General features: G+C 70.4%; 11 protein-coding genes. 7 read left to right on the plus strand and 4 right to left on the minus strand.

Features of this window, described 5'->3' with window-relative positions; translation table 11 throughout:
• Positions 1–15: 15 nt before the first annotated feature.
• The 3 genes from ACIHFD_RS09800 to ACIHFD_RS09810 are packed head-to-tail and all read left to right on the plus strand — an operon-like array spanning position 16 to position 3,306.
• On the plus strand, positions 16–1,158 hold the full coding sequence (locus ACIHFD_RS09800) for a toxic anion resistance protein (protein ID WP_397366399.1): 1,143 nt from the start codon (positions 16–18) through the stop codon (positions 1,156–1,158).
• Positions 1,155–2,699, plus strand: coding sequence for a substrate-binding domain-containing protein (locus tag ACIHFD_RS09805; RefSeq protein WP_397366400.1), 1,545 nt, complete (start codon positions 1,155–1,157; stop codon positions 2,697–2,699). Before ACIHFD_RS09800 ends, ACIHFD_RS09805 begins: the two co-directional genes overlap by 4 nt.
• On the plus strand, positions 2,686–3,306 hold the full coding sequence (locus ACIHFD_RS09810; RefSeq protein WP_397366401.1) for a hypothetical protein: 621 nt from the start codon (positions 2,686–2,688) through the stop codon (positions 3,304–3,306). Before ACIHFD_RS09805 ends, ACIHFD_RS09810 begins: the two co-directional genes overlap by 14 nt.
• A 28-nt stretch (positions 3,307–3,334) precedes the next feature.
• Here the strand turns inward: ACIHFD_RS09810 and ACIHFD_RS09815 are convergent, their stop codons facing one another.
• Together ACIHFD_RS09815 and ACIHFD_RS09820 are read right to left on the minus strand one after the other, a co-directional pair.
• Positions 3,335–4,384, minus strand: a complete 1,050-nt coding sequence (locus ACIHFD_RS09815; protein WP_397366402.1) for an aldo/keto reductase — start codon at positions 4,382–4,384, stop codon at positions 3,335–3,337.
• Between the two features lie 72 nt (positions 4,385–4,456).
• Entirely contained in the window at positions 4,457–5,683 is a 1,227-nt protein-coding gene (locus tag ACIHFD_RS09820; protein ID WP_397366403.1) for a cytochrome P450, read from the minus strand.
• Positions 5,684–5,968: 285 nt separating this feature from the next.
• Here ACIHFD_RS09820 and ACIHFD_RS09825 point away from each other — a divergent pair, with 285 nt between their 5' ends.
• On the plus strand, positions 5,969–6,463 hold the full coding sequence (locus tag ACIHFD_RS09825) for a hypothetical protein (protein WP_397366404.1): 495 nt from the start codon (positions 5,969–5,971) through the stop codon (positions 6,461–6,463).
• Here the strand turns inward: ACIHFD_RS09825 and ACIHFD_RS09830 are convergent.
• Entirely contained in the window at positions 6,412–8,544 is a 2,133-nt protein-coding gene (locus ACIHFD_RS09830; RefSeq protein ID WP_397366405.1) for an ATP-binding protein, read from the minus strand. The genes ACIHFD_RS09825 and ACIHFD_RS09830 overlap by 52 nt on opposite strands.
• A 225-nt stretch (positions 8,545–8,769) precedes the next feature.
• On the opposite strand from ACIHFD_RS09830, the gene ACIHFD_RS09835 reads away from it, so the two are divergent.
• The 3 genes from ACIHFD_RS09835 (at position 8,770) to ACIHFD_RS09845 (ending at position 11,438) form a co-directional block, all read left to right on the plus strand.
• Positions 8,770–9,999: an MFS transporter gene (locus ACIHFD_RS09835; protein WP_397366406.1), complete on the plus strand. Its 1,230-nt coding sequence runs from the start codon at positions 8,770–8,772 to the stop codon at positions 9,997–9,999.
• A gap of 514 nt (positions 10,000–10,513) precedes the next feature.
• The gene (locus ACIHFD_RS09840; RefSeq protein ID WP_397366407.1) at positions 10,514–10,693 is read left to right on the plus strand and encodes a hypothetical protein; all 180 of its coding nucleotides are present in this window, start codon (positions 10,514–10,516) and stop codon (positions 10,691–10,693) included.
• 325 nt (positions 10,694–11,018) lie between these two features.
• Positions 11,019–11,438, plus strand: coding sequence for a hypothetical protein (locus ACIHFD_RS09845; RefSeq protein ID WP_397366408.1), 420 nt, complete (start codon positions 11,019–11,021; stop codon positions 11,436–11,438).
• A 624-nt stretch (positions 11,439–12,062) separates the two neighbouring features.
• Here the strand turns inward: ACIHFD_RS09845 and ACIHFD_RS09850 are convergent.
• Positions 12,063–12,425: a hypothetical protein gene (locus ACIHFD_RS09850; RefSeq protein ID WP_355200293.1), complete on the minus strand. Its 363-nt coding sequence runs from the start codon at positions 12,423–12,425 to the stop codon at positions 12,063–12,065.
• Between the last annotated feature and the right edge of the window lie 67 nt (positions 12,426–12,492).

Here is a 12,492-nt window from a genome sequence, read left to right on the forward strand (position 1 = left end):
AAGGAGATCCCGCACGTGTCCGATCTGGTGCTCACGCCGCCCGAGCCGGTCGCCCCGGTCCCGGCCGAGACGGCGGCCACCATGCTGCCGATCGCCGGCGAGCGCGCCGCCGAGCTGGCCGCCAAGGCCCGCGACTTCGCCGGCGAGCTGAGCGGGCTCGACCACCGCTCCCCCGAGTTCTCCCGCAAGGTGCACGACATCTCCTCGATGGGCGACACCGAGATCAAGTCGGCCTCCCAGGTGGCCAACCGCATGCTCAAGCGGCCGGTCGCCGCCCTGGACGCGGCCCGGGGAGAGGGCGCCGACGCCCAGGGCAGGGTCGCCAAGGAGCTGGTGGCGCTGCGCCGTACCGTCGTGGACCTGGATCCGAAGCAGGCGGCCAGCGGGACGCGCAAGCTCCTGGGCCTCATCCCGTTCGGCGACCGGCTGCGCGACTACTTCGCCAAGTACCAGTCCGCGCAGAAGCACATCGACGACATCATCCGCGCGCTGAAGTCCGGCCAGGACGAGCTGCTGCGCGACAACGCCGCCATCGAGGGCGAGAAGGCGAACCTGTGGGAGACGATGACCCGGCTGCAGGAGTACGCGGTCCTGGCCCAGGCCATGGACGCCGCTCTTGAGGAGCGCATCGTGCTGGCCGACGAGGAGCGGGCCACGGCGCTGCGGTCCGACGCCCTGTTCACCGTGCGCCAGCGCCACCAGGACCTGCTCACCCAGCTCGCCGTGTCGGCCCAGGGCTACCTGGCGCTCGACCTCGTACGCAAGAACAACCTGGAGCTGAGCAAGGGCGTGGACCGCGCCACCACGACCACGGTCGCGGCGCTGCGCACGGCGGTCACGGTCGCGCAGGCGCTGGCGAACCAGAAGCTGGTGCTCGACCAGATCACCGCGCTGAACGCCACGACCGGTGACCTGATCCTGGCCACCAGCGAGATGCTGCGCACCCAGGCGGGCGCGATCCAGAACCAGGCGGCCTCGACGACCGTGGACCTGGACACGCTGCGGCAGGCGTTCGACAACGTCTACGCCACGATGGACATGATCGACGCGTTCCGGTCGAAGGCCGTGGACAACATGGCGGCCACCGTCGACAGCCTGTCCGCCGAGCTGGGGCACGCCAAGGCGTACCTGGAGCGGGCCCGGGAGGGCGAGCGATGAGACGAGTCCTGCCTCTCGTCCTGCTCGCCGGCCTGCTGGCGGGCTGCGGCGGGGGCGAGGAGCCCGCCGACGCGCCCGACGTGCTCCGCGTGCTGGCCGGCAGCGAGATCAAGGACCTCGAGCCGCTGCTGCGGCGGGCCGAGGCGGAGGCCGGCGTCAAGGTGCGGCTCACCTACACCGGCACGCTCGACGGCGCCGAGCAGGTCGCGAGCGGCCGCGCCGACGGCCGGCTGGACGCGGTCTGGTTCTCCTCCAACCGCTACCTGTCCCTGATCGACGGCGCGCAGGCCAGGCTGTCCACCCAGTCCAAGATCATGATCTCCCCCGTCGTGCTGGGGCTGAAGCCCGCCAAGGCCCGCGAGCTCGGCTGGGACGGCAAGCAGGTCACCTGGGCCGACATCGCGCGGGCGGCCAAGGAGGGCAGGTTCGGCTTCGCCATGACGAACCCCGCCTCCTCCAACTCCGGCTTCTCCGCCCTGGTCGGGGTGGCCGCGGCGCTGTCGGACGCGGACGGCGCGCTCAGCGCCGAGCAGGTCGCGTCGGTGACGCCGCGGCTGAAGGAGTTCTTCTCGGCGCAGCGCCTGACGGCCGGCTCGTCGGGGTGGCTGGCCGACGCCTACGCCCGCGACCGGCGCGTGGACGGCATGGTCAACTACGAGTCGGTCCTGCTGGGGATGCGCGAGCCGCTGACGCTCGTCTACCCGTCCGACGGCGTGGTGACCGCCGACTACCCGCTCACGCTGCTCGCCTCGGCCCCCGAACCCAAGAAGGCCCTGTACGGCAAGCTCACCGCCTGGTTACGCAGCCCCGCCGTGCAGAAGGACATCATGACCGGCACCCACCGCCGGCCGATCACGCCGGGCGTGACCCCGGACCCGCGCTTCGGCGGCAGGCAGCTGATCGAGCTGCCGTTCCCCAACCGGCGCAGCACCGCCGACGAACTGATCGCCACCTACCTCAACCAGGTGCGGGTCCCGGCGGAGACGCGGTTCGTGCTGGACACCTCGGGCTCGATGGCGGGCGAGCGGATCGACGCGCTGCGGCAGGCGCTGGTCGCCCTGACCGGCGCCGACACCTCCGCCTCCGGCGCGTTCTCGCGCTTCAGCAACCGCGAGGCCGTCACGATGATCCCGTTCAGCAACGCGCCGATGCGGCCGGTCCCGTTCACCGTGCCCGAACGCGACCCGCAGCCGGTGCTCGCCCAGATCAAGGCGTTCGCGGAAGGGCTGTCCGCGGGCGGCGGCACCGCGATCTACGACAGCCTGAGCGCCGCCTACGACCGCCCGGTGACGCCCGGGCACTACACCTCGGTCGTGCTCATGACCGACGGCGACAACACCGACGGCTCCGACTACGCCGCCTTCGAGGCCCGTTACCGGGCGCTGCCGGAGGACCGGCGGGCGCCGGCGTTCGTGGTGCTGTTCGGCGAGAGCGACGTCGAGGAGATGCGCAAGGTCGCCGAGCTGACCGGCGGCGCCGTGTTCGACGCCCGCAAGACGTCGCTGAGCAGCGCGTTCAAGGAGATCCGTGGCTATCAGTGAGCGCGTCGTGCGCTACCTGGGCTCGAACCGGAACATCGCCGGCTCCTGTCTGGCGCTGCTCGGCCTGGTGGCCCACTTCCTGGGCGTGGCGGGCGCGTTCTGGCCGGTGGTCGTGGTGGCGCTGTACGGGGTGGGCGCGCTGCTGGCCCCGCCGGACCGGGTCCGGCTGACGATCTCGCACGCCGAGGTGGAGACGCGGGCGCTCAGGGCCGACCTGGACGAGCTGCTGCGGCGGATCCGCGGCCGCTTCCCCGGCGACGTGCACGCGGCCGTGGACGCGCTGGCCGAGGTCCTGAGGGGCGTGCTGGACCGCGCCGAGCAGCTCACCGCCTCCCCCGACCAGCTGCACGTGGTGTCGCAGACGATCCGGCTGTACCTGCCCGCCAGCCTGGAGGCGTACGCGAACCTGCCGCGCGGTTACGCCCTCACCCGCCGCGGCGGGCGGGAGCGCAGCGCGCACGAGGAGCTGCTCGCCCAGCTCGGCCTGCTCGACGCCCAGCTGCGCAAGGTGGCCGAGGCCATCCACCGGGGGGACGAGCAGGCGCTGCGCGATCAGGGCCGGTTCCTGCGGGACAAGTTCGGCGGCTCGGAGCTGGACCTGAGCTGAGGGCTTGTGGGCTCCTGGGCTCGTGGGTTCAGCCCGCGGACCGGTCGGCGGGCAGGCGGCGCCGGCGGGCGGTGTCCGTCAACGCCGGGCGGCGCCAGGCGCCGTCGGCGCGGTAGAGGTCGGTGCCCGGCGGGATGATCTCGTCGATGCGGTCGAGGGTCCGGTCGTCGAGGGTGAGCGCGGCTCCCTTGAGCGTCGCCTCCAGCTGCTCCATGGTGCGCGGGCCGATGATGACCGAGGTGACGGCCGGGTGGGCCGCCGGGAAGGCGACCGCGAGCTCGGGCAGCGAGCAGCCGAGGTCCGTCGCGAGCTCGATCAGCTCCTCCACCACCTCCAGCTTGGTGGCGTTCTCGGGGATGGAGGGGTCGAAGCGGTTCGGGCTGAGCGAGGCGCGGCCGGTGGTCAGGTCGATGGGCTGCCCCTTCCTGAACCGGCCGGTCAGGAAGCCGGACGCGAGCGGGCTCCAGGTCAGCACGCCCATGCCGTACCGCCGGCACACGGGCAGCACGTCGGCCTCGACGCCGCGGGCGAGCAGCGAGTACGGCGGCTGCTCGGTCCTGAAGCGCCGCAGGCCGCGGCGCTCGGACACGTGGTGCGCCTCGACGATGTCCTCGGCGGGGAACGTCGAGCAGCCGAACGCCCGGATCTTGCCCTGCCCGACGAGGTCGCCCAGCACGTCGAGCGTCTCCTCGATGTCGGTCGTGTGGTCGGGCCGGTGCACCTGGTAGAGGTCGATCCAGTCGGTCTGGAGCCGCTTGAGGCTCTCCTCGACCTCCTTGAGGATCCAGCGCCGCGAGTTGCCGCGCCGGTTCGGCCCCTCCCCCATCGGGAAGTGCACCTTCGTGGCGAGCACGACGTCGTCGCGGCGGCCCCGCAGCGCCTTGCCCACGATCTCCTCGGACTCGCCGGCCGAGTACATGTCGGCCGTGTCGATGAAGTTGATGCCCTGGTCGAGGGCGTGGTGGATGATGCGGGCGCAGTCGTCGTGGTCGGGGTTGCCGACCGCGCCGAACATCATGGCGCCGAGACAGTGGACGCTCACCTCGATGCCCGTGCCGCCGAGGACGCGGTAACGCATGATCAGACTCCTAGCGATGTGGATGGGGTGCTGGGCGCGCGTCGGAGCCTACGGGCTAGAGCCGGCTCTAGATCAAGCGGCCGCCGGGAGCCGCAGGTGGACGGGGAGGGCGGACAGGCCGTTCATGAGCAGGGACGGCGTCCTGGTCAGGCTCTCCGCGGGCATCGCCAGGCGAAGGTCGGGGAAGCGGTCGAGCAGCGTGCGGAACGCGATGCGGGCCTCGACCCGGGCGAGCGGCGCGCCGACGCAGTAGTGGATGCCGTGCCCGAAGGCGACGTGCGTAGGGGCCTCCCGGGTGACGTCCAGCGCGGCCCCCATGGGGAAGACCCGCGGGTCGCGGTTGGCGGCGACCAGAGCGAAGTACACGACCGAGCCCGCCGGGAGCGTCACCCCGCCGGCCTCGACGGGCTCCACGGTGCGGTACGACAGGGTGGTCTGCACGGGCCCGTCATGGCGCAGGAGCTCCTCGATCGCCGGGTCGAGGAGCTCGGGGCGTTTGCGGAGCAGGGCGAGCTGGTCGGGGTGGGTGAGCAGGGAGCGCATGCCGTTCCCGATGAGGTTCACCGTCGTCTCGTGGCCGGCGATCACCAGCAGGAAGATCATCGACGTCAGCTCGTCCTGGCTGAGTCCCTCGCCGTCGTCGCGGGCCGCGATCAGGTCGGACAGCAGGTCGTCCTGCGGGTCGCGGCGCTTCTTTTCGATCAGTTCGCGGCTGTAGGCGAGCAGCGAGGCGACCGCCTCCTGGAACTCCTCGTAGCTGTAGATGCCGGGGGAAACGGCCGGCAGGGTCCATTCGCGGAAATCGGCCCGCTCCGCCTCGGGGATGCCGATCAGCTCGCAGATCACGCCGATCGCCAGCGGGTAGGCCAGCGCCGAGATGAGATCGACGGTCCCCCGGCCGTCGGCCTCGGCGAGCAGGTCGTCGGTGAGCTGCCGGATCCGCGGGACGAGCTTCTCGACCCTGCGGCGGGTGAACGTCGAGGTCACCAACCTGCGCAGCCGCGGGTGGTCCGGCGGGTCGCTGTTGAGCATGGTCGTGTGGATGCCGCGCGCGACGTCCTCGGGCAGTTGGTGCGCGTACGCGCCCGACGTCCAGCCGCCCTTGACCAGCCGCGGGTCGGACAGCAGCGCCCTGGTCTCGGCGTAGCCGGTCACCAGCCACGCCTGCGTGCCGGCCGGCGTCGTGATCGGGTGGACGGGCCCCCTGGCGGCGAGGTCCGCGTAAATGTGGTGCCGCTCGTCGCCGCGAATCGCGGTGAACGGCGCCGGCCCGGATTCTCTGGGCGCGGAATCAGACAAGGCAATCCCCCATTGCTTCGATCAGTGAATTCGCGGGGGGAAACGTTACTGATGGGCGATATGCGGGCCGTTGACAGAACGTAGACGCCCGGGACTACGTACTTACGTTCGACGGCTAGGTAGTCATCCGGGTATCCCTCCCGTGCCGCTCGCGGCGTCGCCGTACGCACGCTGGATCCATCGACAACACCATCGAGGAACGAGGAAAACATCAACCATGTGCAAGCACCGGCCACGGTGCCCATCCGCATACGCCGCCCATCGACTCGCATGTGGGAGTCCCGCATGAACGACCACGCCTTCATGAACCACGGCGCCGGACACCATCTCGACCTGAGCGTCCTGAGCCGGGCCTGGGACTGGATCAAGTCCAGGGTCCTGGGCGCCGACGAGAGCGAGGTTCCGGGTGAGCGGGTCGCCACCTGGTCGCTGTCACCGGACACGCGGGCGCGGCCTCTCATCCACGCCCGGCTGGCCTCATGGGGGCTCGACGGGCTGGCAGAGGCCGCCGAGCTGCTGGTGGAACAGCTGGTCGCCGACGTCGAGGAGCACGCGCCCGGGCCGTACCGGCTGACCGTCTGGGCCACCGACGGCATGCTGCGCTGCGAGGTCGAGGCGGAGGCCGCGGACGACGCGCCGATGCCGCATGATCTGCGGGTGTTCCGGCGGCTGGCCTGCTGCTGGGGCGCCGCGGGCCATGCCTTCTGGTTCGAGATCCCGATGAACGCTCAGGACAGGTGCCGCAACTCCGGTTGGGCCTCGGGAGGCCGGATCGCGTAGGTGACGGCGCGGTCGACGCCGAGCTTCGTCCCGTGGCGGAAGGCGGACGTGAACGCCGGTTTCCCGAGGGCGTGGCGGGCCTGCCGCGTGCAGCGTTCGTGCCAGGCTGCGTGGTAGCAGAGCCGTTCGGGTGAGGCGCCCGCCGCCTGCCACAACGCGTGCGCGGCGCCGAGGAGTTCGGCGGCTCTCTCGTGCTCCTCCCGGGCGCCGGCGATCCAGGCCAGCACTTCCAGGCACTGGGTGAGGCACCACCGGTCGTCGATCTCTCCGGTGAACTGCGCGGCCGACGTCAGGAGCGCTTCGGCCTGCTCGTAGTCGCCCAGGTTCCACCGCGCGACGCCGAGCGCGAACTGGGCGTACGCGCGTGACACCAGCGCATGGTGGGACTCGCTCAGGGCCAGCAGCTCCTCGCCGAACTCCGCGGCCAGACCGGGATCCTCGGTCGATCCGTACGCGGCGGCGAAATAGAGGTTGAACATGAGCCCGTCCATGTCGTTCAGGGACCGGTGGAGGGCGAGCGACTCGCGCAGCAGCGCGAGGCCGCGCCGGGTGTCGCCGGCGGTGCAGGCGGCCACGCCCGCGGTCCGGACGGCGTACGGCACGAGGTCTTCGTTCCCCGATCTGCCGGCGAGGGCTCGGCAGTCCTCCAGCAGCGGCATCGCCGCGTCGAGATCCCCCTGGCGCAGGGCGAGCATGCTGTCTGCCCACAGCGCCGTCGCCCTGGCCCGGCCGGGCTCCGGCACCAGCTCCAGACCGCGCTCGATCCAGTAGCGGCCCTCCGTGAGCGCGCCGGCGAGCACCCAGAAGCACCACATCGCCGACGCGGTGCCCAGGCCCAAAGGCGCCAGCGCCGGCTCGTTCAGGCACGCCTGGAGCGCGACGCGGATGTTGGGCAGCTCCTGGCGCAGGGCCAGGTACCGATCCAGCTGGTCGGACACCAACTGGTCGGTCCGGTGCGTCTCCGTCAGCTCGCGGTAGTGGCCGACGAAGCGCCTGCGCAGCCATTGCCGCTCGGCGGCCGTCAGCTGCTCGCAGCCGTACGCGCGCAGGCTCTCCAGCATGCGGAAGCCGAGCCCGCCCCGGTACAGGACCGACTTGTCCACCAGCCCGGCCAGGAGGTCGAGCACGTCGGCCGGATCGATGCCCTCGCCCGCGCACACCGTCTCCGCGGTGTCCAGATCGACCCCTCCGGCGAACATCGACAGCCGGGCCCACAGCCGCCGCTCCTCGGGCGAACACAGCTGGAAGCTCCATTGGATGGTCGCCCGCAGCGTCTGGTGCCGCGGCAGGGCCATGGGGCCGCCGGTGGCCAGCACGTCGAAGCGCTGGTCCAGCTCGTACGCGAGCTCCTCCAGCGACAGGGTGCGCAGCCGGGCCGCGGCCAGCTCGATCGCCAGCGGGATCCCCTCCAGCCGCCGCACCAGCCGCACCACGCAGGCGAGGTTGCCCGCGTTCAGGGAGAAGCCCGGCACGACGTGCGCCGCGCGCTCCACGAACAGGCGCACCGAGTCGTGTCTGGCGGCCTCCCGTACGGTGCGGCTGGGCGTCTGCGGGCCGGCCGGTGCCTCCTCGTGGGGCGCCGGGCCCCCGTGGAGTACCTGGACGGGCTCGGGTACGGACAGCGGCGAGACCGGGAGCACCTGCTCGCCGTGCACGCCCAGCGAGTGCCTGCTGGTCACCAGGACCCGCAGGCGGGGTGTGGCGTGCAGCAGCCGTTCCACGAAGTGCGCGCAGAGCATGTCCAGGTGCTCGCAGTTGTCCAGGACCAGCAGCATCCGCCTGTTGGACAGGTGCTCCACCAGCAGCCCCATGGGATCCGGGTGAACTCCGCGCAGCCCCAGGGCCTCGGCCACCGCCGGCTCCAGCAGTTCGCCGGTCTCCAGGGTGGCGAGCTCGATCACCTCGACGCCGTCCCGGTACTTGTTCCGCAGGTTGTCCGCGAGCCTGAGCGCCAGCCGGGTCTTGCCGACCCCGCCGGGGCCGGTCAGGGTGAGCAGCCGCGTCCTCGACAGCGCCTTGCGCGCCGCCGACAGTTCCCACCTTCGCCCAATGAAGGTGGATTTATCCAACAAAAATGTCATTGAGGGCCCTGCCACTCCCGTGAGACACCGAACGGCGCCAAGCCTCCACACCCCAGAGTATTCCTGGCCCGTTTCTCGGTACAGCCGTCCGGAGCCGCCGGAGTCGCGTATTCTCATTTCCCGGCAAAAGGCGTCACGCACCATCTTTGCCAATGCGAACCCACAAATTTGCCGGACACTTGATTTCGATGAATCGCATCGGCTCCATGTGATTCCTTATTCATCATGAACCTCACCGCGGAGCCGGCCGTCGTCCGCCGCCCGTATCGCTGGGTCGTGCTGGCGCTGGCGTGGGCCGCCTTCACGATGACCGCCGTGGACCGGTCCACCTGGGGTCCCGCCTCGGTGGCGGTGGGCGAGCACCTCGGCGTGTCGCTGGCCGGGCTCGGCGTCTTCGCCACCGGCTACTACGTCGGCTACGTCGTCTCCAATGCCGCGGGCGGCGTGCTGACCGACTGGCTGGGCTCCCGGGTGGTCGTCGGCTGCTCGCTCTTCCTCGCTGGCGGGTTCATGATCCTTTTCGGCGGGACGGACTCCGTGGCGATGGGCATCGCATTCCAGGCCGGGGTCGGGGTGTTCGCCGGGTGCGACTACTCGGCCGGGGTCAAGCTCATCTCCCAGTGGTTCCCGTCCAAGGACCGCGGGTTCGCCATGGGCGTGTTCATGACCGCCACCTCGCTGGGCACGGTGATCGCGAACGCGGTCGTCCCGAGCCTCATCGCCGCCTCCGGGTGGCGTACGTCCTACCACGTGTTCGGCGCCGCCTCGATGGTCGTCGCGGTGCTGTGCCTGCTTCTGCTACGCGACGGCAAGGCCACGTCCGCCGCCCGCGCGGTGCCGGACCTGCGCCCGCTGGCCCGTGACCGGGACCTGTGGCTGCTCGGCCTGGCCGGGTTCGGCGCGCTGTGGGGCACCTACGGCTTCATCACCTGGTCCAACGCGCTGATGATCAAGGGCGGTCACCTGACCCCCGTGCAGGCCGGCACCGTGGTCGCGATCTTCGGCGCCACCGCCATCGCGGCGAAGCCGTGCATGGGCATGGTGTCCGACCTGTTCGGCGGCCGGCGCAAGCTCCCGGCCGTCGCCGTGCTCGCCGCCTTCGTCGTGACGCTGCTGGTGTTCGGCACTCGTGACAGCCTGAGCGGGTTCCTGTGGGTGGCGCCGTTCCTGGGGATCGCGGCGTACGTGTACAGCCCGCTGATGATCGCGCTGATCCCGGAGCTCGCCGGGGTCCGGCTCGCCGGGTCGGCGGCAGGCGCGACGAACGCGTTCTGGCAGCTCGGCAGCACGATCGTGCCGGTGGTGCTCGGGGCGGTGTTCCAGGCGACCCACTCGTTCTTCTGGGCCTTCGCCACGCTCGCCGCGGGGCCGCTGCTCGGCCTGGTCCTCCTGCTGGGGGTCCAGGAGCACAGGGCCGGCGCGCGCGTCCCCGCCGTGACGGCTCTCACGGGGTAAGGACCGTGCGCCCGTCCCGCTTCTCTCGATCGAGGACGCCAGCGGTCGACAAGATCGCGCTCGAAGAGCACGTCGGGGCCACCGACCCGGACATCGTCGAGCAGTCGGCCACGCACTTCACGGCCGACGCCTGGCCCGCGCACCGCGAGCCGACCGGGCGTGCTGACTCAACGACCACGCGGCCGAGCAGATCGCCCGGCTCGCCTTTTTCGCCGCCCTGCCCATGCGGGGCCCGACGCGGCCGTGACCGGGCTGGGGCTGGTGTGCGCGCTGATCAACGGGTTCTCGCAAGTCGGCGCATGTTCTCGGCCGACTGCGCGAGGCCGCCGCCTGGAGCCGAACGAGAACGACCTCGTCAAGATCGGCCGTACGAACGCGCGGCCCACGACGTCGGCGCAGACCGAGAAGGCGGAACGGCGAACGACGCCACCCCCGGACCCAGGCGGACGCCCCGCCGAAGACCTCGGCGCCCGCCCCCAAGCCGACCCGCACCAAGAAACCCGCGAGCGCCGCGGTGAGACGAGCAGCGCCGCCGCCGGGACACCGGCCGACGCCAGGATCGTCGTACGGCGGAGCCCGGACTCCGGAGGGCGCGGACACCGGAGGGCGCGCGGACGAGGGCGGCGCGGTCGGCGACGGCAACGCGGTCGGCGAGGTCAGCCGGGCGACCAGGTCGTCGGCGCTCGGCCGCTAGGCGGGATCTTTGGACAGACTGGCGGTGACGAGTTCGAGCAGCGTTCCGGCCGACCCGGAGATCTCCGGCTCGTACGGCCCTCGTCCTCCACCAACGGCTGATTCACCGAGTCCCCCAACAGCACCAACAGACCGGGCAAAAAGCTGCCAGCGCGACAGTCGGGATGTCCCACACTCGCGATCAAGAAGCACTTGTTTTCCGCGGAGATCACAATCTCCGTACAAATGCGGACAAATGTTGACCGTTCCACTTTCCTGATGGTTAATCGGAAGGGAGTGCACCGCTTTCAACGGGGGAAGCGGCTCTTCATGGCCATGGGGGAAACATGACCAGGAGTCTTGTCGGCATGCTCTTAGCCGCCACCGTCACGACCGGGGTCATCGCGGTGACGCCGACGGCAGCCTCGGCATCCGAGTTGGGGCAGAGCGCCGCTCGTCCACACCTGCTCGACTACAAGATCTACTTCGGTAAGTGCGAGGACACCTGCCGCATCAAGGTGCGGATCAAGAGCGTCACCCGCCTGAAGCTGTACGACGTCAGCCTGAACGCCCGGCTGTGGGTCAACGGCAAGAAGGTCGGGTCCTGCTACGACTACGTCGGCAGCATCCGTCCCAAGGGGGTCCGCTGGGCCGGGTGCACCGTACGGTCGTCGAAACTGTCCACCATGTGGAACCGCTACCTCGACGGCGAGATCGACTTCAACACCGAGACCAAGACCAACGTCCACTACGAGTGGTATTCGTGACCGGCGGCCCAGGGGCTCTCTGACCTGCTTCAGCGTAGGAGGCAGGCCGTTCAGTGGCCTGATCGTTCCGTACGGATTCCGCAGCGAGCGTTGGGGGATCATGATTCCCCCAACGCTTGCTCAATGCGTTGGTTGGCCGCCTCGCGCTCGCCGTCGATGCACTTGGCGTAGATCTTCAGGAGCACGTCCCACGCTGTGCCCGTCCCGCTCGGCGACCTCGAGGCGTACACGCCGGCGTTGAGCCACAGCGACGCCGCCGCATGCCTCAGGTCATAGGGCCGCCGCGCCGGAGGAGAGGCGACTTGCTCGGGGGCGAGCCCGAGAAGGCTCCCTTCTTGTCCTGGGGAATGGGGCAGCCGGTCATCCCTGCATAGTGGATGTCCGGCTGCGTGCATTACTTGGAGGACAACTCATCGTTGAGAGGAAAGCGGCCATTCACGGGAAATCCCCGCAGCACACAACCGGGAAGCCGTCCCAGACGAAAGTTCTGATCGCATCGCTGAGGTTCCGGGCTCAGCCCGAAGGTGCCAACGCAAGGGCAGGCCGCCCCCGGCGAAGGCTTCCGACACAGCACCAGCGTCGGGCTTTCGCCCCGGGCGATAGATAATCTGGCGTTCATAGAGGCTAGAAGCAGTCTTTTTGGGGCGTGCGTCCCGAGGCCTCGATCTCGACGGTCTTGCTCTTGGAGCTGCCGGGGGCCGTGAGGATCATCGCGATGTGCAGCTTCTTGCCGGCGTGGCTGCCGCTGCCGCTGCCGCAGACCGAGCGCGCCTGCTTGGTGAGGTGGTGGAAGCGGTAGATGACCTTCTTCCAGTTCTTCTCCGGCGTCATGACCATCCACTCCTCACCGTCGGTCTTCTCGTCGGTGCAGTGGCTGACGCCCTGGCAGGGGTGGGTGTACTGCTTGACGGACGCCTCGGCGGGGTGGCTCAGCAGCGCTCCCGTGGCTGCCGCGGCCACCAGGCCCAGGGCAAAGGTCTTCATCATGTGCACTTAGATGTTCGCGGCAACCTCAAGGTTCGCGGCTGTCTGGGCTTACTTGCCATCGCTCTGC

The organism is Nonomuraea sp. NPDC051941 (assembly GCF_044593615.1).